This is a genomic window from Pedobacter sp. MC2016-15, assembly GCF_026239695.1.
GTDB lineage: Bacteria > Bacteroidota > Bacteroidia > Sphingobacteriales > Sphingobacteriaceae > Pedobacter.
Map to the genome: position 1 here is coordinate 103,327 of NZ_JAPIVS010000006.1, position 26,090 is coordinate 129,416.

A 26,090-nucleotide genomic window follows, 5' to 3' on the forward strand; every position below is an offset into this window, starting at 1 on the left:
AATATGGCAAATGTAATTACGGGAGAAAGAGAATTCTTCAAGGGAATCGGACAGGTAAAGTTCGAAGGCGCAGATTCAGATAACCCACTGGCTTTCCGCTGGTATGACGAGAACAGAATTGTTGCAGGTAAAACACTGAAAGATCACTTACGTTTTGCGGGTGCTTACTGGCACTCTTTTGTAGCTACAGGTGGTGATCCCTTTGGAGAAGCTACTATCCTTCACCCATGGAATGAAAAGGCTGATGCTGTAGAAAGAGCAAAGGACAAAATGGATGCTGCGTTTGAGTTTTTAACAAAAATGAACCTTCCTTTTTACTGCTTCCACGATGTGGATGTGGTAGATTATACCAATGATGTTAAGGACAATGAAAGACGTCTTCAGGCGCTCGTAGAATATGCCAAACAAAAGCAGGAAGCAAGTGGCGTTAAATTGCTTTGGGGAACGGCAAACCTGTTCTCTCACCGCAGATATATGAACGGTGCTTCTACCAATCCAAATTTCCATGTATTGGCGCATGGTGCTGCACAGGTGAAATTTGCATTGGATGCTACAATCGCCCTTGGCGGAGAAAATTATGTCTTCTGGGGTGGCCGCGAAGGTTATATGAGCCTCTTGAATACCAATATGAAACGGGAGCAGGAACACCTGGCAAAATTCTTACATGCCTCAAAAGATTATGCACGTAAACAAGGATTTAAAGGCACTTTCCTGGTGGAACCTAAACCATGTGAGCCTACCAAACACCAGTATGACTATGATGCGGCTACTGTAATCAGCTTCCTGCGTCAGTACGACCTGCTGGGTGATTTTAAACTCAACCTGGAAGTTAACCATGCCACTCTTGCCGGTCATACCTTCCAGCATGAAGTTCAGGTAGCTGCAGATGCAGGATTACTGGGTTCTATGGATGCCAACAGAGGTGATTACCAGAATGGCTGGGATACCGACCAGTTCCCTAACGATATCAATGAGCTGACAGAAACCATGCTGATCTTCCTTGAAGCTGGTGGATTACAGGGTGGCGGTGTGAACTTCGATGCAAAGATCAGAAGGAACTCTACTGATGCTGCTGATTTGTTTTATGCGCATATCGGTGGTATGGATACCTTTGCAAGGGCACTGATCACGGCAGACAATATCCTGCAGAAATCAGACTATAAAAAAATAAGAACAGAAAGATATGCTTCGTATGACAGCGGTGCAGGTAAGGATTTTGAGAACGGTAAATTCACGCTCGAAGAGCTGACAGCATATGCCATCGAAAAAGGAGAACCTGAAACGATTAGCGGCAAACAGGAATTACTGGAAAACATCGTTAACAGATATATTTAACCTACCAGCATATGCATTCATTAGGTACGTACGACTATGTCGTTTTCCTGGTTTACTTCCTCGTTGTAGCGCTGTACGGCTGGACGGTTTACCGTAAAAAGCAGGCGCAGGCAGAAAATTCCAAAGACTTCTTCCTGGCAAAAGATTCCCTCACCTGGTGGGCTATCGGTGCTTCCCTCATTGCCTCCAATATTTCTGCTGAGCAATTTATCGGCATGAGCGGCTCGGGTTTTACCATGGGCCTTGCCATCGCTACCTATGAGTGGATGGCGGCGGCTACGCTCATCATTGTGGCGATATTTTTTATACCGGTATACCTCAAGAATAAAATCTACACTATGCCCCAGTTCCTGGGTCAGCGCTACAACGGTACGGTAGCGATGATCATGGCCATCTTCTGGCTGTTATTGTATGTGGTAGTAAACCTTACTTCTATTTTATACCTTGGAGCACTGGCCATCAACAGCATCTCGGGTATCAATACAACGGCCTGTATGTACATCCTTTCCATATTCGCAGTGATCATCACCCTTGGCGGGATGAAGGTGATCGGGTATACAGATGTGATTCAGGTGTTCTTCCTGATCCTCGGCGGACTCGCTACAACTTATCTTGCTCTGCAACTGGTATCTGCCCATTTCGGCACCAGCGGGGTCTTCAACGGCCTGGGACTGATCAAGGAAAAGGCAGTAGACCATTTCCAGATGATCTTCCATAAGGAGAATCCGCATTACATGGATCTGCCGGGATTATCCGTGCTGATTGGTGGTATGTGGATTGTGAACCTGAACTACTGGGGATGTAACCAGTACATCACACAGAGAGCTTTGGGTGCAGATCTGGAGACAGCCAGAGGCGGATTATTGTTCGCGGCCGGTTTAAAATTACTGATGCCGGTGATTGTTGTTTTACCGGGAATTGCAGCCTGGGTACTTTACAAAGAAGGTGCAGGTTCATTCCAGACAGATATGATGAAGGACGGTTCGCTGAACGCGGATTCTGCCTATCCGGTATTGCTTAACCTGCTGCCAGCTGGTTTAAAAGGTCTTTCCTTTGCCGCCCTAACAGCAGCAATTGTAGCTTCACTGGCGGGTAAGGCCAACAGTATAGCTACCATCTTTACACTAGATGTCTACAAAAAAGTAATCAACAAGGATGCAGATGAAAACAAACAGGTGATCATCGGAAGAATCACCGTGATCGTAGCGATGATACTGGCGATCATCATTGCGCCGCAGCTGGGTATTGATAAAAAAGGTGGTTTCCAGTTTATACAGGAATATACCGGATTTGTATCCCCGGGGATCTTTGCCATGTTCATTCTTGGTTTTTTCTGGAAAAGAACAACCTCGAATGCAGCATTATTTGCAACGATCGGCGGTTTCCTGATGTCTGTAGGATTCAAGGTGTTACCTAACTTTGCCAACCTGCAATGGTTAAACCCACTGGGTTTCTCCAAACTGGTGGAGCAGAAAGATGGAAGTATGTTATATGAGATCCCTTTCCTTGACAGGATGGGTTTTGTATTCCTGATCTGTATCGTCGCCATGTATATCATCAGCATGTTCGAAAACAGAAACGGCGTGAATCCTAAAGGTCTCGAGATTGACCGTGGTATGTTTAAAACTACCCCTGGTTTCACAGTTGGCGCCGTCCTGATCACAGGAATTATCGTAGCGCTCTATACCATATTCTGGTAAACCTTATAAAAGAACAAGGCCTCCCGATCAGCTGATCGGGAGGCCATTGTTTCCATTTGTGTGTGTTCCAAATTAATTCAACCCATTTGGTTCAGAAACACCACCTTACATTGAAATGTAAACCTGATTCCCGTCTTCCTAAACACCACATTATGGAAGACTAATAACAAAACACACCAAAAAGAATAAAGCAATATTCAATTACAGGTAACGCTTCTGAACCCTAACCTGACTATAAAACGCAGGTAAAGAACAGAACGCTACAGCAATTGTAAAAATTTTCAGAATTGCTGACAGATTACTTCCTGTCTGGTTTCCCTGGGGCAATGCCGTTATCTACATTCAGGGTGAAAGATGATTCCGAAGCCCTGTCGGCCTGTGTGAGGTTCTCCACATCCGATGCAGCTTTGTCCTCTTCTGATGGAGGTATAGCATCTATACCATCAGATTGTACATCCTGCTGACTGAATTGTTCGTCTTGTTCTTCTTCGTTAAATGAGCTGTTATCTTCTGGAGTAATCATAGTTTTAAGTTTGATATAAATATATAGTAAACGCGGATAGCTAAACGTTGTTTCAAATATTATGACACTATTCCGTTCTTAGCTCAACTTTTCCTCCGTTTTTAAACAAGTCGTGCGACACAAAATATCCATCACTGGTTTTGCCATTCACTTTGATCTCTTTAATCCCTCTTCCTTTACCGGGTTTGCTTACCGTAAGGGTACGTCCAGTGCTGGTTTTCCATTTTACCTCATCAAACAGTGGTGCGGTCACGAGGTATTCAGGATCAGTGGCAGAGAAAGTATATAAACCTGTAGCGCTCAGCACATACCAGGCCGACATCTCCCCGGCATCATCCATCCCGGCCAGTGCCAGCCCCTTCTCGCCAATCCCATAAAGGTTATTCATAATATTGTCCAGCACCTTCTGTGTTTTCTCCGGCTTGCCAATAAAAGTATAGGCAAAGGGAGCTTCATGATCCGGCTGATTGCCATGACAGTACTGACCGATAAAAGTCTCTACGTTTCTCGCAATATGTTTGGGGTTCCATGGCAGCGTAAATAGCGAGTCCAGCTTAGATTCAAAACCTGCCGCACCCCCATACAGCTCAATTAAGCCTTTCATATCATGTGGCGCAAAGAAAGAAACCTGCCATGCATTGGCTTCGCGGTACATATACTCATAATAGGGCTGTTGCGGATCAAAAGGTTTTATCCAGTCGCCATTTGCCAGTCTGCCACGCATAAAGCGGCTTCCGGGATCAAACATTTTTTTGTAATTCTTAGACCTCGCCATCAAAATTCTGTAGTTGGCCGTGTCACCCATTTTTTTTGCCAGCTGGGCCAGTGAGTAATCATCATAGGCATACTCCAAAGTTTTGGAAACACCTGCACTGGCTTTTGTTTCTACTTCAGGATGCGCAATATCAGGATCAGAAATATAACCTTTTTTAATATACTCTTCCAGGTGAGGACGCGCCCCGGGCGAGACATTGGCATTTCTCAGCAAGATCTCGTACGTTCCCTTCACGTCAAAATCATCTATACCACGGAGATATGCACCTACGATAGATGAAGTACCGTGATCGCCATGAAAGAACGTGGGAATAAACCCAGTTTTATCACCCACATCTTTCATAGACTTGATCACATCGAGTGCTACTTTTGGTGATATCAATCCCAATAACACATCTTTATTCCTGTAGGTATCCCAGAGTGAAGGCTCAGTGTAATAGTTAAAATCTGAGGATTGCACACGTTTCATCTTCGCATCCGTATACTCCCCGTTCACATCACTGCGCAGGGCCGGCCAAAGCAACGAGCGATACAATGAAGAATACAGCAGCTGCTTCTGTTTTTCCGTTCCGCCTTTTACCTGGATCTTCGACAATACCTGCTCCCAGGTCTGCAAGGCCTGCTGACGGACTTGGTCAAAGGTTTTAGCACCAATTTCTTTTTCAAGGTTTTCTTTTGCATTTGCAGCACTCACAAAGGATAAACCTATTTTCACTTCTACCGGATCTTTGCCGCCATTGGTCAGTTTAATGCGGGCATAACCTCCGGCTTTGGCATCATTGGTCTTTTCCAACGCTGTAATACCAGTATTGATCACAGCATAAAAATAGATCCGCTCACCGGTTTTCTGGCTTCCCTGAAGCACATTTTTACCCACCTGTGTGATCTCCCAGTCAGAGATGTTGTTATTGGACCTGCCCAGGTCAAAGATGATCTGTCTGCCAGAGGCATTCTCAAACTCATACCTGTGGAAACCACTGCGTAAGGTAGAGGTAAGACTTACCTTCACCTTGTAATTCTGGAGGTACACCTGGTAAAAACCCGGAGCAGCGCTTTCCTGTTCATGTGAAAACAGTGATCCGAAATCTTTCGGGTTACGACCTTTACCCTCTATCGTATTGTCAGATGCTGCGATAGCCGCCTTTGCGCTGGCGATACCACCTTCCCATACAGGCATGAGCGGAATATTACAGAGGTTCCAGTGGCCCTTATTGGTATGGGTAAAGCCGTAAATGATATTGTCTTCATATTCATATCCTGCACCAGAGCCGTATTCTGTCATCGGACTCAGCTGCACCATCGCGTTGGGCATAGAGCTCCCCGGAAAGGTGAGTCCTGCCCATGAGCGCCAGTCTTTGGGTAATTCGTAGCCCAGGATCTTTGGGTCTGTCAGCGGATAAGTACCGATAAAAGTATTCACGTATTTGCCGAGGCCGGCAGTCTCCTGGGCATGCAGCACAACAGCTGATGAAAACGTTAAAGAAAGTACCAGCAAGGAGGATTTAAGTAAGTTTTTCATGGATCAGATTTGATATATGGTCTGGTAAATATAAAATTTATTGGGCAGATGGAGGCGGAACTTTAACACCCCAGTCCTTATTCGGCTGGTCACCCATCGTAAATACGAGCTCTCCGCCCTGCATCAGCTCATCGCGGTACAGCCAGCAGTTGTCCAGCGGCTTACCGTTAAAAGTGGCCGACTGCACATAGAAATTATCTTTCGAATTATTCTTCGTCACTATAGATAATTTCTTCTGGTTACCCAGGGTGATGCTTGCTTTATCAAACAGCGGACTTCCCAGCTGGATCATTGGCCTTGCATCGGTTAAGCCTTTTACATCAAATAAACCCAGGGCATTGATCACATACCATGATCCCAGCTGTCCCTGGTCTTCATCCTGTCCGTAGCCGTAACCGTGGATCGGTTCAGAACCATAGAAATCCCGGCCAATCAGCCTTGTCCATTTCTGTGTCAGCCATGGCTGACCTGAGAAATTAAATAACCAGCTGATGTGCAGGTTAGGCTGGTTACCGTGGTTATAGATCGCATTGATACCTGCGAAGGCATCGATAGACTTACCCCCGCCGAAACCCAATTTCTCAGATACAGTAAAAATGCTGTCCAGTCTTTTGTTAAAATTATCCTGTCCAATGGCTGCTACCAATCCTGCCGGATTCTGAGGTACGTAGAACGTATATTGCACAGCATTCCCCTCCTGGTATCCGCGCCATGGTTGATAAGGATCAAACTTATCCACAAACTTACCGTCAGCATGCTTGGGCTGCATGAGTTTATTGGCCGGATTGAGCAGAGCCCTCCAGCCATTGGAAAGCTTCATGAGCTGTGTGTAATCCTGCGTTTTGCCCATCGCTTTTGCCATCTGGGCAGTAGCATAAGCACTGAAACTGTATTCCAGCGTATGCGATCCCGAGAAGTTAGACCCCGTAGAATCAGTCACGAAATCGCGGCCTGTCTGCTCCAGATGAGGCACGTAACCGTATTTCAGAAAAGCCCTGGTATCCAGTTTTCCCGCACCCAGGATGCGCCCCTGGTAGTTCAGGTCATTGGCTTTCACGGCCTGGTAAGCCAGGTCTGTATCATAATTGCGGATACCGGAATTATAGGCCGCAGCAATAGCAAGCCCTACGAAGTTTGTCCCTACACCAGAAATGTACTCACTGTTGGCAATACCATCCCCAAACCAGCCGCGGTCTTTATACAGCTGCAGCTGGGTGTTCACAAAACTTCCGTACCATTCAGGATAACTCAATGCCCAAAGTTGGGTGATGTTCCAGTAGCCCCCCCAGATCGCATCAGTATTGATAAACTCCGCCTTCAGGTTTTTATCTTTTTGGTCAGGCAGCTGGCCGATAGTACCTCCGTGTTTGGGGTAGGCACCATTGACATCGCTGGCAATACCGCGACCTAAAAGTGCATGGAAAAGCCCTGTGTAGAACTTGGTTTTATCTTCTTCATTTTTGCCTTCCACGCTGATCTTGCCCAGCTCCTGCTCCCAGGTTTGCTGTGCATTGGTACGTGCCTCTTCAAAAGTCAGATCTTTGGCTTCTGCCGCAAAGTTGAGTTTTGCATTGGCTACAGATGTGTAAGACAAGCCTGTTTTCACTTCTATGGTCTCATTTGCAGCGGTCTGGTAGTTCAGCACCAATCCGGCGCCGGTTCCTTTTGCGCTTTTAGTATTTCGCTGCAGGGTATTAGCCGTAAAGGCCGTGACATCAGCTGGCTTTTTACTGATCTCTCCGTAAAAGTACATCGCTACCTTGCCTGCAGGATCATAAATTTTCACATACTTCGGATAAGTAAATACATAACCCTCAAAATGTGTATCGTCGGTCATATGGATATCTGCATCCGTCACTTCACCACTCTCGCCCTGCTTGTTGCCAATATCCAGGATAATGTGCGAGGCCTTATTCTCAGGGAAACGGTAGCGTTGAAAGCCCACTCTTTTGGTTGCTGTCAGTTCAGCAGTGATACCATAATCAGACAGCAGCACCTTGTAATAGCCCGGTTCCGCCTGCTCGTTTTTGCGGTCGAACTTTGACCGGTATCCCGTTGCGGGCCCATCGAGGTCGCCCGGTTTAACTTTCAGCTCACCCGTGCTGGGCATATAACTCACACCGCCAACCTGCCATTCGTGAAAATGTACAAAACCCTCAATGGAGTTCTGCCGCGTATCGTAGCCTACAGCTTCCCAGCCCGAGGCATTACCATAATGTCCATTGGTGGATGGTGCCAGTTTGGCCATCCCGTAAGGTACCGCAGCAGGGGTATAAAAAAACCACCTGCTGTGCGCCGTACCAATATTGGGGTCTACATAATGCAGCACGCTTTCCTGCTTCACTTTACAGGAGGCAAGACCTGCTGCCAATAGTATCAATCCTAGTTTTACATTCATATGTATCAGCTTATATTAATAACCCGTATTCTGAGTCAAGTTACTGTTTAGCCCTCTTTCAGAGGAAGGTATTGGCCACAGATAATCCTTGGCGGTAAAAGCTCTGCGTTGTGCCCTGATATAACCATTATCTACAGCAGGGTCTCCAAATTTAGCACCATGGGCAAAACCGTTCAAAGTAGTTTCAGCAATTTTCCAGCGGCGGATATCATCCGTTCTCAGTCCTTCCATTGCCAGCTCAGAGCGGCGTTCACGGCGGATCACTGTTGCCATATTCGCAGTACCCGGATAACTTACTGCCACAGCATCTGTAAATCCTGCACGGCGGCGCAGGGCCCCGATTGTACTGTTCCAAACCGTTTCATCCATCTGACCCAGAGATTGTTTCGCCTCCGCGTAAGTCAGCAGCACTTCTGCATATCTCAGCAGGTGCAGGTTAGAACCCGAAGTAAAGGAAGTCAATGCAATAGGATCGAAATATTTCCGCCAGTAATACCCCGTTGGGGATGAAGCCTGTGATGAAGGACTATACTCATCCAGACGCGATGCATCAGGATCCGTACCCGGCTTGATATAGATCACCTTCGTGGTTCCGTCAGGTCTTACCCAATTGTATTTATCATATACCACCGTAGCCGTTAAACGAGGATCACGGTTGATGTAAGGATTGGCTTCTTCATAACCAGACCCGGTCTCCCTGATACCTCTTCCATTGAGTGTGATGTAATCATCCACCAGCTCCTGAGTTGGCGCCATGCCACTTACACGGCCACCTACGGAACGGGGTGCAAAGTCAAAGAATTCATTCCAGGTACGTAGCGAGGGCACATATTGCAGTGAAAGGATGACCTCATTGTTTGTCTTGTTTACCGTAGGATTGCTAAAAAGATCTGCATAATTGCTTACCAAACTGTACTGCCCGTTGGTACTGCCTTCCCTGATTAGTTTCTCGCAGATTGTCACCACATCCGCCATGCGGCTGCCTTCATACAACAATACACGGGCTTCCAGGGCCAGAGCTGCTCCTTTGGTGATGCGGCCGTTTTCTGCAGCCGGCATTCCTTCTTTTGAGGGAAGTAAAGGTATAGCTGCCTCCAGCTCGTCGGTAATAAACTTGATTACCGTTGCTTTGGGGCTGCGTGCAATCACTTTGGCTTCTTCAGGTGTGATATCTTTATCAATCAGTGGTACATCACCATACCATTTGGTCAGGTTGAAATGTGCAAAGGCACGGATAAACCGGTTTTCAGCTTTCAGGCGATTGATTGTTGCAGCGGGTAGCGTCTTATTCTGATCCACATTGGCCAGAAAAACATTACATGATTTGATCGCACTGTAATAATACCTCCAGTCGTTTAGAAACTGTCCCTGAGCGGCATTGGCATTCCCGCTGGCAATCAGCGCATAATCCCCACTGGTGCTGTAAGCATTGTCTGATGTAGCTTCATTATAAAAATACATGCTGCTGGTATACATCAGGCTGTAATTATTGTTGAGGGCACTGTAAACATTTGCGTCTACCGTCCAGAAGTTACTTTCAGAGAACTGGTCAGTTGGTTCCAGGTCCAGTTTCTTGCAAGCAGTAGCTGTGATGGCCACCAGTCCGGTTATCAATATATATTTTAAAAATTTCATCTTCTTATATTTTATATGTCCTTAAAAAGTGATGTCCAGACCTGCTCCAAAAAACCTTGGCAGCGGATAACTGCGGGCACTGTTGGAACCAGTGTTTACAGAAATGTTGTTTCCAAATTCAGTGGTCTCAGGATCGATGAACTTCAGTTTACTAAACGTAAGCAGGTTTTGTCCGATGAGTGAAAGACGCAGGCGCTCCATTCCGGCTTTTCTGCTGATATTTTGCGGAAAAGTATATCCGATATTCAGGTTTTTAAGACGCAGATACGCTGCATTATACCTGTACAGATCAGAACCCTGGCGCCAGTTGTTGGTGTTTGAGCCAGATCCCACTGCTGCAAATCTCGGATATCTTGCATCAGGGTTTTCCGGGGTCCAGAAGTCGGTCATATGCTCATACACTGTTGCCCCGTAGTTGTAGTGGAAAGGCTCCACCAGCTCGCCACGCAGGAAGGCATCTCTCTTGCCTACCCCTTGCAGGAACACCTGAAAATCAAAGTTTTTGTAGTTGAGCCTGTAGGTAAATCCAAAGGTGAACCTTGGGAAAGGGTTACCGAGAACAGTCTTATCTTTATCATCAATTATCCCATCGTTATTGCGGTCGCGGAACTTCACATCACCCGGACCAACATCTGCACCCACCGGTTTTGCTGCAGAGGCTACATCAGCAGCATTCTGGAAGTACCCATTGGTCTGATAGCCATAGTATTGTGTGATCGGCTCCCCTACTCTTCTGATCAGCTGGAACACATCCTGGTTAATAATCTGCTCATTCGTACCGCCAGTCAGTTTCAGCAGTTTGTTCTTGCTGTCGGCGATGTTAAAGCTAAAGTTATGCGATGCCGCACCTGTGGTCATATTATAGGCGATGGTTGCTTCCCAACCCTGATTGCGCACTTTGGCCACGTTGTAATCCGGCAATCCCGCCCCAAATAAAGCTGGGATGTCATACCTGGGCTGCAGGATATCGCTTGTCACCTTATTGAAGTAATCAAATGATGCTGTCAGCTTGTTATTGAAGAAGCCCAGGTCTACTCCAAGGTTCAGCGTAGCAGCCTTCTCCCAGGTCAGGTCGGCATTCCCCAGGGTAAAACCTGCACCACCCACAGGCAGGTTGTTATAACCGTAGGCACTTGGATAATTGAAATAAGTAGTGAGGTACTGGAAGTTCCCCAGGTTAGAGTCGTTCAATGAAGCGCCTACGTTCTGATTCCCCAGGATACCATAGGTTGTACGCAGTTTAAGGTTGCTGATGCTATTTTTAAGTGGCTGCATAAAGGCTTCATCAGAGATCAGCCAGCCCAGGTTTACCGAAGGGAAGATGCTACTCCTGTTGCCTTTGGCAAACCTTGAGGACACGTCGTTCCTTACGGTAGCCTCAAACAGGTATCGCCCTTTATAAGCATAGTTTAGCCTCGAGAAAAGTGAATTGAGGCTTCGCTGCTGCACACCAACACTATTATACGAGTTGATCGCATCTATGATCGTACCTGTGGTTGAAGTCCCCAGGATCGGATCAGTAAGCGTTTTTTGTAACTGGAAACCCCTGAACTGGAAGTTTTCATTTGAAGCACCGAATAAAATCTTATAACTATGATCATTAATAGTTTTTCCATATTCAAGCAGCAACTGCGTATTGAGCAGCAGCGATTTGCTATTTCTATCGCTTACAGTAAGGTCGTCACCGTATACTCCCGAAGGCAGGTAGTTTACTTTACTGCGTTTAAAGAAGTTGCCATTGTTGGCGATCGTTCCCCCAAAGATCCCCGTTAATTTCAGGTCCTTCGTGATATTTACCTGCGCATTGAAATTACCAAAGATCTCATCATTGTCAGACTGATCGTAACCACCCTTTTCAAGAATTCCGTATCCACTATACTGGGAGGCTACGGGGTTGGTCAGGTAGTTGCCGTTGGCATCAAGGAAATTATAATTTGCTGGTACACGGTTGGCATCAGCGAAGATATTATTGTCTCCTACGCTATTTGTTTTGTTACGGGATTTAGTATAGCTGAGGATCATATTTACCCTCAGGATGCCTATTTGTGAAGTTTGGTTTAAACGAAGGTTATACTTCGTAAAGCCAAAATCAGCACCCGATCCTCCGTTACCGATGAGGTTACTTTTCTGATCCTGAAAACCGGCAGAAAGGTAATAGGAACTTGTAGGTCCACCACCATTGATACTTACATTGTGTGATTGCTGCGGCGCAGTTTTGAGCATGTGCTCAATGTCCCAGGTGCCACGGCCCTGGCTGCGCAATTCCTGGATCTGCGCTGCAGTATAGGCTACGGGTAATCCTGCATTAACGAGTGACTGGTTTTTATATTCTGCATTGATATCTGCCTCAACTTTGTGTACCAGCACCCGCGGGTCCTGAAAACCAAAATTGGTGTTGTAGCTGAATGAAGGCTTCTGGTTGATAGCGCCACTTTTCGTAGTTACCAGCAGTACCCCATTGGCCGCACGGGAACCATAGATCGCAGCCGATCCTGCATCTTTCAGCACAGATACGCTTGCAATATCATTTGGATTCAGGGTATTGATATTCCCACCAATGATACCATCAATAACTACGAGAGGATCGTTATTACCAAGGGTACCTACACCACGGATGTTTATGCTGACGTTACTGCCGGGGTTAAGCTGGCTCTGTTGGATCGTCAGATTGGGCGCTTCACCCTGTAAAGCCTGCAAAGTATTCAGGACAGGCTTGTTCTCAATATTTTTGGAACTCACCTGGCTCACGGCGCCGGTGAGGCTCACGCGCGACTGTGTGCCATAACCAACCACCACGACTTCGGTCAGGTCATTGCTGTTGGGAACAAGGCTCACATTAATCTCAGTCTTGCCGCCAACAGGTATGTCCTGGGACTTGTACCCGATATAAGAGAAGGTAAGACTTTTTCCGGTGGTCCCATCAGGAATACTAAGCCTGTAGTTACCGTTACTATCCGTAACAGTACCGATTTTCGTACCGGTGATATTCACACTTACCCCCGGCACAGGTTGTTTATTTTCATCAAGCACGCGGCCTGACACCACAATATCAGCCTGTTGTATCATCAGGCGGTGCGGCATTGCGGCTGCAAGCGCTGCTGGTCCGCTGCCCAGTGTGGCGCAAACCAGAAGTACCGCAAGCGGTTTTCTGTAGGGCCAGCGCAACTGCGGCAGCCCGTTTAGTAGTTTATGTTTCATACAGTAAATGTTTGGTTATTGGTAAAATATAGATAGGGTTAATTAGGGTTTCGTTTCATGGTCATGTTTCCAGTAGGCTTCAATATCTTCAAGGGTACGCCCTTTGGTTTCGGGAATAAGTTTCCAGGTGAGCAGAATCGCCGGTGAACAGCAGAGTGCGAAAATCCAGAACGTCCATGAAGAACCCAGCCCCTCCAGCATCACCGGGGTAAGCTGACCTACCAGGAAGTTCCCTACCCAGAGCGACAGGGTCGCCAGTGCCATTGCCTTGCCCCTGATCGCATTCGGGAAGATTTCGCCCACCACTACCCAGCAGACAGGGCCAAAAGAAAAGGCAAAACAGGAGATAAAGGCAAGTATAAAGATCAGTATCCATGGTCCTGAGGTAATGCCGAAGGCAAAAAGTGCCCCAATGATCAGCAATGCGATTACCGCACCACCTATGCCTACAAATAACAAGGGCCTTCTGCCCCATTTGTCTACCGTAAAGATGGCTACAAATGTAAAAACCACATTCACCAGGCCTATCGTTACCTGTCCCCCAAGCGCATTATTCAATGTAAAACCAGCTTGTTCCAGTATCCGCGGACCATAATAGATCACGGCATTAATTCCGCAAACCTGCGAGAGAAAAGGAAGCAGCAAGCCTATCCATAATGCTTTGCGGTATACCGGGGTAAAAAGTTCTTTGATGGAAGATTCATTGTCATCACCCTGTGCCTTAAAAGCCCTGATCTCACGTTCCGCAGCTTCGGCGCCATCAATCCTGACGAGGATTTCAGCAGCTTTCTGTTCCCTGCCCTGCAACAGCAGCCAGCGCGGAGATTCGGGCACCAGGAAAAGCGACAACAGAAAAACACCCGCAGGCAATGCCCCCAGGCCCAGCATAGCACGCCAAACCTCCGTTGAAAAAATCCTGGTCATGCTTTCCGTAGCGTATGCTGCAGCGGTATGATCCGCGAGATAAGCATTGGAAAAATAGGCCAGCACAATCCCGATCGTCAGCGCCAGCTGATACAGAGACACCATCATCCCACGCAGGCGCGATGGGGCGAATTCAGAGATATATAATGGAGATACCATTGAGGCCACGCCAATACCAAGGCCGCCGATCAGTCGTGATACAATCAGGACCGTAAATGATGCTGAAAGCATACAGCCGATGGCAGAAGCCAGAAAAAGAACTGCCGAGATGATCAGCACGATCTTACGACCATACTTGTCGCTCAGTTTTCCCGAAAAACTTACCCCTACAATACAGCCCAGCAGCGCGCAGCTCACAAACCAGCCTTCGCTAACAGGATCCAGACCGAAATCATTCTTCACCAGACTGATGGTCCCCGAAATAACGGCAGTATCAAAACCGAACAAAAAACCTCCCAGTGCAGCCACCAGGCACACCAGGTAGAGGTACATACTGCTTTTTGATGTTACAGAAGTGTTCATATCGTTATTTTAAGAATGCAAGAATGACTTTCGCCCGGCCAGCACCTAAATGAGTTAAGGTATAAGAACCTGAAGCTGCAGGTATGACGAATGTTTCTGCATAGGCATAGTGATGTACGGTGCCATCCTGCGTTGTTATACGGATAGATTCACCTTCAACGAGCATCATGATATGACAACAGTTATCCGTATTCCTGAATATCTCCTGATCAAATTCCAGGCGGTGTACATCATAAAAATGATCCTGATGTGTGGGCAGATGCACAATCTGCCAGCTTTCTGTAGATTCAATTACTGAAGGCCGGGAGATCAGTTCCTTTTTTACCTGTTCGCCTTTACGGTTAAAGTCGAGGTTGTTAAATGCATGGTCGATGTTGATCGGCCGGGGTTTCCCTTCCAGGTCAAGCCTCAGCCAATCGTACATTTTAAAGGTAAAAATATAAGGCGTAGCACTGATCTCTAATACGAGGTTACCCTTGCCGGCGCTATGTACAGTGCCATTAGGGATCAGGAACAGGTCGTGTTTTTTTGCCTCATGGACCTGTACGTATTGTGTGATATCAATCTCTTCAGCACTTGCTTCACTGTCTTTCAGTTTAGTTTTAAAGGCCGCCGGATTGATATCATCCTGGAAACCCAGATATACCGTAGCATCCTTTTCACAGTCTAAGATATAATAGGTCTCATCCTGAGTGATGTTTTCACCGAAGTGTTCCTGGATGTAATTCAAGCGCGGGTGGCATTGGATCGAGAGATTTCCTCCGTCAAAAGTATCCAGGAAGTCAAAGCGTACCGGAAACTCATCCCCAAAGGTTGCGGCATGTCTGCCCAATACCTGCTGCTGGTTGGCGAACATCAGCATATCAAATGATACCTCAAGCAGGTTATTGTCGCTTTCAAACACCAGCCCGTTTTCAGGTACGATGAGCTCAAAAGACCAGGCATAGTTTGGCACATCCTTGTTGAGCCTGCTGATCCTTTCCTTAATCCATTGTCCGCCCCAGGCACCTGGTTCAAACCATGGGCGTACCCGGATCACAGACCGGCTGATCTGGTTGAGACCTTCGAGCAAATCTTTCTGGTACATCCAGTTGATCTGCTCCGGCCATTGCCCGTCGGCCATTACAGCAATATCATTTAATAAAGCTTTTTTATGGTTATTCAGCAGCACCCAGTCAACAAAGTAAAAGCGTTTGTACATTTTGAAGTGCTCCTTCAATTCTGAAGTACCCAGATTACTGACCGATCCGGCCCTCATTCGAAACTGTAGTTCGTTCTTTGGCAGATCAATATATAAGATTGCGGCATCCCAGCCGGAAAGTGCCGCCGCAGGGCCGATGATGATATTCAGATCTGCAGTTTCATCCGCTGCCACCGCAGTAAGCTGATCCATATCGTAGAAATCTGCAAGTCTGAGCGTACATTTGGTACCCCATACCGATTCTTCCGCCCCAAGGAAAGGAGCTACCAGCTGATCAATATGGGCAGCAGGCTTAAGATAATCGCTGGTATTCATCCAATTGGCTTTTAATCCTCTTTTTGCCAGGCATTCGCTGATCGCCTGCTGCACCTGCTCATAGAATACACCGGTATATCCTTCAATCAGCACAGTTTTCTGCCCGATCATCCATTCTGTGAGCGAGGCATAACCCCTGAAAATCTTGTTGTCCCCCAAACTAAATGAAGGGTATATGTTGTAGCCTTCTTTTTGATCCGCCCGCTCAGTTAAGTGCGAAGGCATGAGATACTGCGCCGTCTTGCGCAGCAGCGTTCCGGTTTCTGGTGATTCTTCTTTGAAGTTTGAATGCATAAATATTTGGCTAGAGATAGATATTATGTACAAACATAATAATTTTATCGACTAAACAAAAAGAATACAAAATATATTTAATTTAAGAAAACTCACTTTAAAACCGCTTAAAGCTATAATATCACATTATTTATGTATACACATATATACATCAGGAAAATTACTTATTTTCGTGGAATATAATCTGACATGCGATATAGTATAGACCATACCAGTGCCGTTCCTCTTCATGTACAGGCAGAGAATCTGCTGCGACAGCTCATAGCTGAAGAACAGTACCAAAATGGGAAGAACATTCCGAATGAAGTTGACCTGGCAGAAATGCTGGGTATATCGCGTACTACGCTGAGAATAGCGATCAACAAACTGGTATTTGAAGGTCTGCTGATTCGCAAGAAACGTGCAGGCACCAAAGTGGCACCAGGGGCAGTAAGCTCTAAATCCAACAATTGGCTGAGCTTCTCACAGGAAATGCAGCTGCGCGGTATTCCGATCAGAAATTTTGAACTGCATGTTTCATGGGAGCTGCCGGATAAGAACCTGGCAAGTTTCTTTAATATTTCGCTGGACACACCGTTACTGAAGATGCAAAGATTAAGGGGGCGTCCGGAAGAACCTTTTGTATTATTTATCTCCTACTTCCACCCCCGTGTCGGGGTTACGCCGGATGATGATTTTAAACGCCCCTTATATGAATTACTGGAGCAGGAGCATGGTACTATAGCTGCTTTATCAAAAGAAGAGATATCAGCCATCGGCGCCACAGAGCTGATTGCCACAAAGCTCTCTGTGCAGGAAGGCAGCCCGATCTTATTCCGCAAACGTTATGTATATGACCAGGCCGAACGGCCAATAGAATATAATATAGGATATTATAAAGCAGACAGCTTTGTCTATACTGTAGAGAGCACCCGGTAAAATCATATTTTTTCACCGGGTGCTACGATTAGAATTTCAATGCTACACTACCAAGGAACCTTGCAGGAGCCTGTGGCGTTAACCTTACCGACCAGGTTTTTTCGCTGGTCAGGTTGTCTACTTTTAAACCGATGCGGTATCTGGGCTGATCATAAAATACTGTCGCGTCAAACATCGCATACGATGGAATGATGATCTGGCTTACCGTTGTATTTGAATAATACTGCCAGCTGGCGATATTACCACCAAAACCAGCACCTAAGCCCTGCAGTTCTCCCTGAGGAATACGGTAGCTTACCCAGAAGTTATAGGAACGCGGCGGACCTGACACCCCCGGACGTCTCCCTGTGGTTGTCGGAGAAGCCTTGGTAAGTTTGCTGTCATTGTAAGCAAATCCGGCAACAATGTTCAATCCTGCAATAGGATTAGCACTTAAATCAACCTCTACCCCTCTGCTCAATTGTGTCCCATCCTGGATCTGATAACCATTGGCACTGTTAGGATCATCACGCAGAACGTCAGCCACCTTGATATCGTAATAACTTACCGTACCGGATAGTTTGTGATCAAACAGATCTGCCTTGGCACCAAACTCCAGCTGGTTGGCATGCTCAGGTTTGAGGGCACTGCCATCAGATGTTTGTCCGCTCTTATTAAAAAATCCATTCATGTAGTTACCAAAAATTGACAGGCGGTCTTTTGAGATCTCATAAACAGCACCCAGTTTCTGCGACAGATTATTCTGATTATACGGCCCTGTCTGTGTACCAGAACCATTTAATCCTCCGGCGGTCATGCCAGTAACGATGTTATAGACGCCCCCAAATTTGTAACGGTTGGCGCGTAAGCTCAGCATGATATTCAACCTGTCCGTCAGGTTGATCACATCTGAGAAGTAAACCGCATAGGTATTGTCTCTGTTTGTTTCCTTACGCAGCGTTCCTCCCCTGCTGGCCAGTGAATCCACTTTGAATTTACTGATCCGGCCAGCATAAGGATTCTTGAAATTCAGGTCTGGCGAAGCTGCAGTTCCTGCGGTGGTGTTCACAGTGACCCTGTCAAAATCATTATAGTTGTTATAAAAGTCGAACCCTACTACCAGGCGGTTACGCAGGTTGGCAACTTTAAAATCACCGATAAAGTTTTGCTGAATGTTGGTAGCGATAAACTGCGTGTATCCTGTAATCACATTCGGGCGGATTGTTGTATCAGTACGGCCATTGAGGGCAGTGATATATCCACTGATTGACGAACGCGCGCGGGATACAATCGTTTGTGATGTCCAGCTTTCTGAAATCTTATAATTTGCCTGGGCAAAGATATTCAGCAGCTGCGTAGTATAAGGAAGATCATTGCTCAGGAAAGTCCTGTTATAGGGGAAGCCCATATCTGCAATTGATTTTCTGCCTGGTGTAGCGGCAGGATTATAACGTACTACAGACGTACCTTTTGCCTGTCCAAACTCGATATCAAATAATAGCGACAGGCGGTCGTTCACCTGGTAAGAAAAACTTGGAGCAAGCGTAAGACTGTTGGTAAAACCCTGATCCTGGAAACTTTTCTCAAAGCTTGTTGCCCCGTTCAGGCGGAACAAAGCTGTTTTACTTTCATTAATAGGTGAGTTTACATCAAAAGTGAGTCGGTTAAAGTTCCAGCTTCCGCCAGTATAACCTACTTCGCCACCCACACCGTTATAAGGTTTTTTGGTTACACGGTTGTATAAACCGCCGTAACTGCTGGAAATACTTGTGCCAAATAAAGTCGCCGATGGCCCTTTGATCACTTCCAGACGCTCCAGGTTTACCGGATCAATCATCGCGAATGCAGCACCCGCAACCCCATTTCTCGCATTTGGCTCTGTGTCAAAACCACGTGAGCGGAAGGTTACCCTACCCTGGTTGGCCACCATAGGAATACCTGCACCAGCTACGTTTTTGGCGATGCTGGCAAGATCCGTAGCCATTTGCTCCTGAATCAGCTCCTTTGGAATTGAAGCATATACCTGCGGGTTTTCCAGGTTCTTTATCGGCAGCCTGGCCACATAGATACTCTCCTTTTTTGCGAATTTATTTTTGTTATTGCCACCAATGATTACTTCCTGTAAAGCCTGCACATTTTCTTTGGGAAGCTGGTAATTAGCGGTGGTAGTCTGACCCGCCGTAACCTGAACTTTTAAATCTTTTTGTGCAGCACCAAGAACCTGGATTCTGATTGTATATGCACCTTCAGGAACATTGGCAAATGAATAGTGACCTCCGTCATTCGTCAGCGTCGTCTGCTGGGTTTCAATCAGTGAAACTGATGCTGAGCCAAAGGGCTGTCCATCTACCAGGGTGACCCTTCCGGATATTTTTCCGCCGGACTGGGCGATGGAATTTAATGGGCCTGAAAAGATACAGGCGATAAGAACTAGTAGTAATGATTTCATCAATAATTGAATATGAGTTAGTGTAAATGATTACGCCAGCAAATATAGAATTATTGTTTATAATGAATCTAATTAAACACGAAGTATTTTATAATATTTTATTTCAGAAGAAAAAAGTAATTACATCTATGTCTCACTGAAGTGTATAAAACACCCTTATATTCGCCCTTTTGAGGATCATTCCAATCCTCCCGTATGATGTATAAACCCTTCATTGTAGGCGAAAAAGAAGCCTCCCCGGCAGTATCTACCACCACTTCCTTTTCCCAGTTTTCCGGATTAAAAACACGGAGCTTTGTATGAGCTTCAGCTGGACTGTTATTTCTATAAGGAAGTACAATAAGCCGCTGTCCTGAACGCTTAGTGATGATGTCTAAAAACTGTAAGGGCTTCTTTACAAAGTCTTCACTTTCCACTGCGTACGCGGCACAGAGATAGTCGATAGGACGCACATTGATACCGCCGGTTTTAGACCTGTCCACTACCGGATGGGTATCATTTATCGCCAGGATCTGGTAGACTCCCCTTTCATGAGGAGTAAAGCTGCCTTCCCAGCCGTCACCTTTTAATACGATCGGAATTGTAACAGACCGGCCATGTTCATCAACAATGCGGAGCCTGAACTCACCTGTTAATACCAGCTCCGCACCTTTTTGAGGCACGCGGATACCAGAATCCTCTATGTTTCCATAATAGATCCTGATATTCACCTGCTCATCTATTTTCCCGGAACCTTTTACATCCATCCAATACGCACTTGCTTCACAAAAAAACGGAGAGATCACCAGCAGTATCAGCAGATAAATATTCTTGATTTTCATAAAGGATGTTGTCAATTGCGCGAAGATATGTTCCAATTCTGAAGAAATTCTGAAGTTTTAAACTAAATTATTATTCTGCCTCACCGCTGTTTTTCATTTTCATCAGCAGGACATAAGCATTTTTGGTGATCAGCCTTGTTGAACTATTAATCCCTGGTGCATCAAACTGCTCTTTGCCATCCGCATGGTTTCCCGGATTTACCTTTGTCATCTTATAGTTCTCCTTACCCTGTTCAACAAAAACATAAAACTGATTCTCCCATCTCACGATGGCCTCCTCATTAACTGTCAGCGCTTTTTTGTTATTCACCGCCACTTCCGCATTCATAAACATTCCCGGCAATAGGGTAGAATCGAAACGCTCAAAATGACAATGTACCGTAGCCATACGGTCCTGGTCCAGATTCTTGCTGATCAGGATGATCTCGGCTTCATACTTTTTACTTTCATCGCCATTCTTCCAGGCCATCACCTTCTGCCCGATCGACAAGCTGTTCACATCTTTTTCATATACATTAAGTGCCAGATGGATATCTTTCGGATTTACCAATTCAAACAAAACGTCGGTCGGAGAAGTATATTTACCAATATTCACATTTACTTTTGATACAAAGCCATCAATCGGTGATAAGATATTGATACTTTTTGAAATATTTGATGCACTGAGGTTACGGGGGTTGATACCTATCAGCTCCAGCTTTTGTGCCAGCGCCTGCAAGCTAATGCGCTGCGACTGCAATTCGGCGCGACTTTGCTGAAAAACTTTATCACTGGCGGCCTTGCTGGCATTCAGCTCCTCATACCGCTGGTATTCATTCTGTGCTACGATCATACGCTCCTTCGCAGAAAGATAATCCTGCTGGATCTGAATAAACTGCATGTCCTCCAGCACCCCAAGCACCTGACCACGGTTCACGTGCATCCCCGGCAGCAGAGAGGTACGTTTAAGGAAGCCCCCAAGAGGGAAACTCACACTGATGGTACTCTGGGGTGGAACATCGATGCTGCCCTGTAAGCGGACAACGCCACTGATGGTACTTTCTTCCGGAGTGCCAACTTCTATACCCGCAGTGCTCATTTGCTGCTGGCTTAGCTTTACTAATGTAGTATCTGCCGACTGTTCCTGCACTGCTGCTGCCGGTTTTTCTTCTTTATTGCCGCCGCAGGATGATAAAATTACCGCTGCGCAAATTAGATACAAATATGTTTTCATGATGATGATGCTTAAAGATTATTGATTCGTTGAACCTGAATGACCGACTGATTGTAATTGTTGAGCATATCCAGGTACTCATTTTTGATGCTGATGGCCTGATCTACCAGGATCACCCATTGCAGATAGTTGATTTCTCCGCCACTAAACTGCTTATCAGCAGTGCCGATGATGATATTGGAATTCCCAAGACCTGTGCTCTGGTAATAATCCAGACTGGCGCCGTATTTCTTCACCTGGCGAAGCGCTGTTTCTTTTTCGGTATTGATTTGCTGCTGCGCGTAGTCCTTACGTTTCTGCGCCAGCTGCCAGTCGACCTTAGCTGCCGATGTACGGGCAGACTGGGCACCAAAAAACAGTGGTATACTGATACCCGCGTTTACGTAATTGAAACGTTTGCTCAGCGGCACGTTCATTTCCTGCCCGTTTACAAATTGCGTCCCGGCGATACTTTGGTTATTGTAGCCTATAAAGAAATCCGGAAGCATCTTGTTTTTCTCAGTGCGCCAGCGCCATCTCGCGGCTTCTGCCTGATGCTCCAAAAGCTGTACCTGCAGAAATCCATCAGCAGAAGCTTCAGGAAGGGCTAACCTGATTGCCGGGGAAGCTATCTCCGGTGTATAATGTCCTCCATCCGCAAGCCATACATTAAACTGCGCCAAGGTGATCTCCATATCAGCATTGATCATGCGCAGCTGGTTCGCAATCTGCTGCCGGTGTGATGAGGCTGTTGTTTTTTCCAGGATATCCGTTTCCCCTACTTTAAACCGGAGATTGGTTTTGTTCTCAAATAACTGGTACACGCTATCGGCATACAGCAATAGTTTTTGTTTTTCCCGGAGGTAAACCCATTCATAAAACAGCTTACGCACATTGGTTTTGATGTCCAGCTGCGTTACTTTCGTCTGCGTTTGTGCAGCGAGGTAGTTTTCCTGAAGAGCACGTTTCTGGTTGCTGTATACCGTAGGGAAACTCAGGGATTGTGTTACGCCAAATCGGGTATCATTTACGGCGCTGTTGATCTGCCCGTAATCTGCACTCAGCTGTGTCTTCGGAAGATCCCATCCGGTTTTCTGACGGAGCTTTTCAGACTGCTCACTCAACAGCACACTCTGCCCCTGCAGGTTATGTTTCAAAGCTATTTCAATAGCCTGATCCAGCGCCACCGGCTCTGCCGTTTCCTGCGCATGCGCAGTTCCAAAGCTCAGCATCAATATCAATCCGATGATTGCAGCTGCATTGGGTTTGATCTTTGTTTTACCTTCAAACATCAGATAAAGCGCGGGCAATACAAACAGCGTCAGGAATGTAGCTGTAATCAATCCACCGATCACTACCGTTGCCAGCGGACGCTGCACTTCTGCCCCCGCGCCATTGCTTAGTGCCATCGGCAGAAATCCCAGTGAGGCTACTGCTGCCGTCATCAGGACCGGGCGCAGGCGGTTCCTGGTACCCTCTTTAACCAATTCTACGGGATCAGTGATACGGCCTTCCTTTTTGATGCGGTTAAATTCGGAGATGAGTACAATTCCGTTCAACACCGCAACACCAAACAAGGCAATAAAACCTACTCCTGCCGAAATACTGAATGGCATATCGCGTAAAGCCAGAGCAAACACCCCACCAATGGCTGATAATGGTATCGCTGTATAAATCAATGCTCCCTCCTTTAATGAGGAGAAAGCAAAATATAACATTCCAAAGATCAGGAGCAATGCCACCGGCACAGCAACAACCAGACGCTTTTTAGCCTGCTGCAGGTTCTCGAACGACCCGCCATAAACGATAGAATATCCAGGTTCAAGCCTCACCTTCTCACCAATTTTTGTCTGCAGCTCCTCCACAATCGACTGCACGTCGCGGCCTCTTACGTTAAAGCCAATAGTGATTCTGCGTCTGGCATCCTCACGCTGTATCTGGTTGGGCCCTTCAATTTCTTCAACTGTGGCCACTTCAGACAGCGGGATCTGGTTACCATTCGGCGTAAGGATCATCAGGTTGCGCACATCATCAATGTCACGCCTGCTTTCGCTCCCTACCCGTACTACCAGGTCGAAACGTTTTTCACCCTCATAAACTTTACCTGCCGCCGCCCCGGCAAAACCGGCATTGACAGTTCTGTTGATCTCATCAATGTTCAATCCGTATTTGGCAATCTCCGCGCGGTTATATTTGATCACTACCTGCGGCATGCCTGTTACTTTTTCTACGTACCAGTCGGCCGTACCCTGTACTGATTTGCTGATGGCACCGATCTGATCCGCATAGCGGGCCAACTTACCAAGGTCCTCGCCAAAAATCTTACAAACAACATCTTGTTTAGATCCCGTCATCAGCTCATTAAAGCGCATTTGTACGGGACACTGATAACTTTGTGTCACTCCCGGAAAAGAAGCCTGAACGACATCCGTCATTTTGCCTGCAAGTTCCGGAAAGCTCTTCGCACTCGTCCATTCGTCCTTAGGTTTGAGCACGATGATCATATCCCCGCCTTCAATGGGCATCGGGTCTGTAGGTATCTCGGCACTGCCGATACGGGAGACTATCTTTTCCACCTCGGGGAAATTCTTTTTAATCAGGCCACTGATGCGGTCGAATGTACCCACAGTAGTACTCAAATTAGTACCCACCAGCAAGCGTGTTTCTACGGCGAAATCACCCTCTTCCAGCTGCGGAATAAATTCTCCTCCCATCCGCGTAAACATGAACACGGCTATGCCGAACAGCACAAAAGCACATAACACGAGAATCCTGCGGATTTTCATGGCGCGGTTGAGTACCCGCAGGTACAAGCCTTCAATCTTCTCCATCACCCTGTCAGACCAGTTAGGCTCATGCGAAACCTTCTTGCTCAGGAACAGTGAACTCACCATCGGTACATAGGTCAGCGACAAAATAAAAGCGCCCAAAATCGCAAATGCCACAGTTTGCGCCATAGGTTTAAACATCTTCCCTTCAATACCTGTCAGGGATAGTATAGGCAGGTAAACGATCAGAATAATGATCTGACCAAACACTGCCGCGTTCATCATTCGCGAAGCAGAGCCTGCAACTTCTTCATTAAGCTCCTCCTGAGAAAGCTGATCCACATGCTGGTATTTTTTTGAAAAATGAAGATGGTGTAAAATGGCTTCTACGATAATTACCGCACCGTCAACGATCAACCCAAAATCCAGAGCCCCCAGGCTCATCAGATTGCCGCTTACGCCAAAAGTGTTCATCATGATGATGGCAAAGAGCATCGCAAGAGGGATCACAGAGGCAACGATCAAACCGGCACGTAAATTTCCAAGGAAAATCACCAGCACGAAGATCACGATCAACGCTCCCTCCAGCAGGTTATGTTCTACGGTGCCTATAGCATTATCAACCATCTTGGTGCGATCCAGAAAGGGCTCAATCACCAATCCCTCCGGTAGCGTCTCCTGGATTTTTGTAATGCGTTCCTTTACATTTTTGATCACATCAGAAGAGTTCTCCCCTTTGAGCATCATCACAATACCTCCGGCAACTTCGCCCTCAGCATCATAAGTGAGCGCACCATACCTGATGGCAGAACCCAGCTGCACTGTGCCAATATTCTTGATCAGTAGCGGCGATCCGTTGCTCACATTTTTAACGACGATATTTTCTATATCTGTGATTGATCCTGCCAGACCTTCACTTCTGATGTACAATACTGTGGGGCCTTTTTCGATATAGGCCCCACCTGTATTCTGGTTATTTACTTCCAGCGCCCTGAAAACTTCAGAAATAGATACTCCGAGCGATTTAAGCTGGTTCGGATCTACTGCCACTTCATACTGCTTGAGCTCTCCACCAAAGGTAGATACATCGGCTACGCCTTTTGTGCCCAGAAGCTGTCTGCGAACCATCCAATCCTGGATACTGCGGATATCAGCGAGACTGAATTTGTTTTCGAAACCAGGTTTCGCGTGGAGCACATACTGATAAATCTCACCCAGACCGGTAGAAGCCGGAGCAAGTTCTGGTTTATTGGCACTCTCGTTGATGTCGATCTGCTGTAAGCGCTCCGTCACTTGTTGTCTTGCCCAATACACATCAACGCCATCGTCGAACACTATCGTGATGAGCGACAGCCCAAAGCGTGACATACTGCGGCTTTCCTTCATTTTAGGGATATTGCTCAGTGCCTGCTCTATGGGGAAAGTGATCAATCGTTCCACGTCTTCGGCACCCAGTGATGGTGCTGTTGTTATAATTTGTACCTGATCGTTGGTGATGTCAGGTACCGCATCTATCGGCAGCCGGCTAAGTTCAAAAATACCGTAGATAATCCACAGCAAGATGAAGATGCCAATTGCCAGTTTATTTTTAACTGAAAATTGTATGATCCTGTCAAGCATTTGCG

The 26,090-nt window shown here is 46.5% G+C and carries 14 protein-coding genes; 3 read left to right on the top strand and 11 right to left on the bottom strand.

The features are described 5' to 3' along the window. Window positions 1-3 precede the first annotated feature (3 nt). Together xylA and OQY15_RS17690 are read left to right on the top strand one after the other, a co-directional pair. Complete coding sequence (gene xylA, locus OQY15_RS17685) at window positions 4-1,335, top strand: xylose isomerase (RefSeq protein ID WP_265793233.1); 1,332 nt, start codon at window positions 4-6, stop codon at window positions 1,333-1,335. 11 nt (window positions 1,336-1,346) lie between these two features. Beyond that, window positions 1,347-3,035: a sodium/sugar symporter gene (locus tag OQY15_RS17690; protein ID WP_265793234.1), complete on the top strand. Its 1,689-nt coding sequence runs from the start codon at window positions 1,347-1,349 to the stop codon at window positions 3,033-3,035. 298 nt (window positions 3,036-3,333) lie between these two features. On the opposite strand, the gene OQY15_RS17695 is transcribed toward OQY15_RS17690, so the two are convergent. The 7 genes from OQY15_RS17695 to OQY15_RS17725 all read right to left on the bottom strand — a co-directional run bounded on the left by OQY15_RS17695 (window position 3,334) and on the right by OQY15_RS17725 (window position 16,338). Continuing rightward, window positions 3,334-3,558, bottom strand: coding sequence for a hypothetical protein (locus OQY15_RS17695; protein WP_265793235.1), 225 nt, complete (start codon window positions 3,556-3,558; stop codon window positions 3,334-3,336). A gap of 67 nt (window positions 3,559-3,625) precedes the next feature. Beyond that, window positions 3,626-5,851 carry a GH92 family glycosyl hydrolase gene (locus tag OQY15_RS17700; RefSeq protein ID WP_265793236.1) on the bottom strand — a complete coding sequence of 742 codons (2,226 nt, stop codon included), beginning with the start codon at window positions 5,849-5,851 and terminating at the stop codon, window positions 3,626-3,628. 37 nt (window positions 5,852-5,888) lie between these two features. Next, window positions 5,889-8,249, bottom strand: a complete 2,361-nt coding sequence (locus OQY15_RS17705) for a GH92 family glycosyl hydrolase (protein ID WP_265793238.1) — start codon at window positions 8,247-8,249, stop codon at window positions 5,889-5,891. Between the two features lie 15 nt (window positions 8,250-8,264). Next, entirely contained in the window at window positions 8,265-9,884 is a 1,620-nt protein-coding gene (locus OQY15_RS17710; protein ID WP_265793239.1) for a RagB/SusD family nutrient uptake outer membrane protein, read from the bottom strand. A gap of 21 nt (window positions 9,885-9,905) precedes the next feature. Beyond that, a complete protein-coding gene (locus OQY15_RS17715; RefSeq protein ID WP_265793240.1) occupies window positions 9,906-13,082 on the bottom strand; it encodes a TonB-dependent receptor in 3,177 nt (1,058 codons plus the stop codon). 42 nt (window positions 13,083-13,124) lie between these two features. Then, window positions 13,125-14,528: a sugar porter family MFS transporter gene (locus tag OQY15_RS17720; RefSeq protein ID WP_265793241.1), complete on the bottom strand. Its 1,404-nt coding sequence runs from the start codon at window positions 14,526-14,528 to the stop codon at window positions 13,125-13,127. 4 nt (window positions 14,529-14,532) lie between these two features. Continuing rightward, entirely contained in the window at window positions 14,533-16,338 is a 1,806-nt protein-coding gene (locus tag OQY15_RS17725; RefSeq protein WP_265793242.1) for a class I mannose-6-phosphate isomerase, read from the bottom strand. A 189-nt stretch (window positions 16,339-16,527) separates the two neighbouring features. Here OQY15_RS17725 and OQY15_RS17730 point away from each other — a divergent pair, with 189 nt between their 5' ends. Beyond that, window positions 16,528-17,256 (top strand): GntR family transcriptional regulator, encoded by a 729-nt coding sequence (locus OQY15_RS17730; RefSeq protein ID WP_265793243.1) that lies wholly within the window; start codon window positions 16,528-16,530, stop codon window positions 17,254-17,256. 28 nt (window positions 17,257-17,284) lie between these two features. On the opposite strand, the gene OQY15_RS17735 is transcribed toward OQY15_RS17730, so the two are convergent. From OQY15_RS17735 to OQY15_RS17750, 4 genes are all read right to left on the bottom strand, one after another. After that, window positions 17,285-19,684, bottom strand: coding sequence for a TonB-dependent receptor (locus tag OQY15_RS17735; protein WP_265793244.1), 2,400 nt, complete (start codon window positions 19,682-19,684; stop codon window positions 17,285-17,287). 98 nt (window positions 19,685-19,782) lie between these two features. Continuing rightward, a complete protein-coding gene (locus OQY15_RS17740) occupies window positions 19,783-20,505 on the bottom strand; it encodes a hypothetical protein (RefSeq protein ID WP_265793245.1) in 723 nt (240 codons plus the stop codon). 70 nt (window positions 20,506-20,575) lie between these two features. Beyond that, a complete protein-coding gene (locus OQY15_RS17745) occupies window positions 20,576-21,718 on the bottom strand; it encodes an efflux RND transporter periplasmic adaptor subunit (RefSeq protein ID WP_265793246.1) in 1,143 nt (380 codons plus the stop codon). A gap of 11 nt (window positions 21,719-21,729) precedes the next feature. After that, window positions 21,730-26,085, bottom strand: coding sequence for a CusA/CzcA family heavy metal efflux RND transporter (locus tag OQY15_RS17750; RefSeq protein WP_265793247.1), 4,356 nt, complete (start codon window positions 26,083-26,085; stop codon window positions 21,730-21,732). Between the last annotated feature and the right edge of the window lie 5 nt (window positions 26,086-26,090).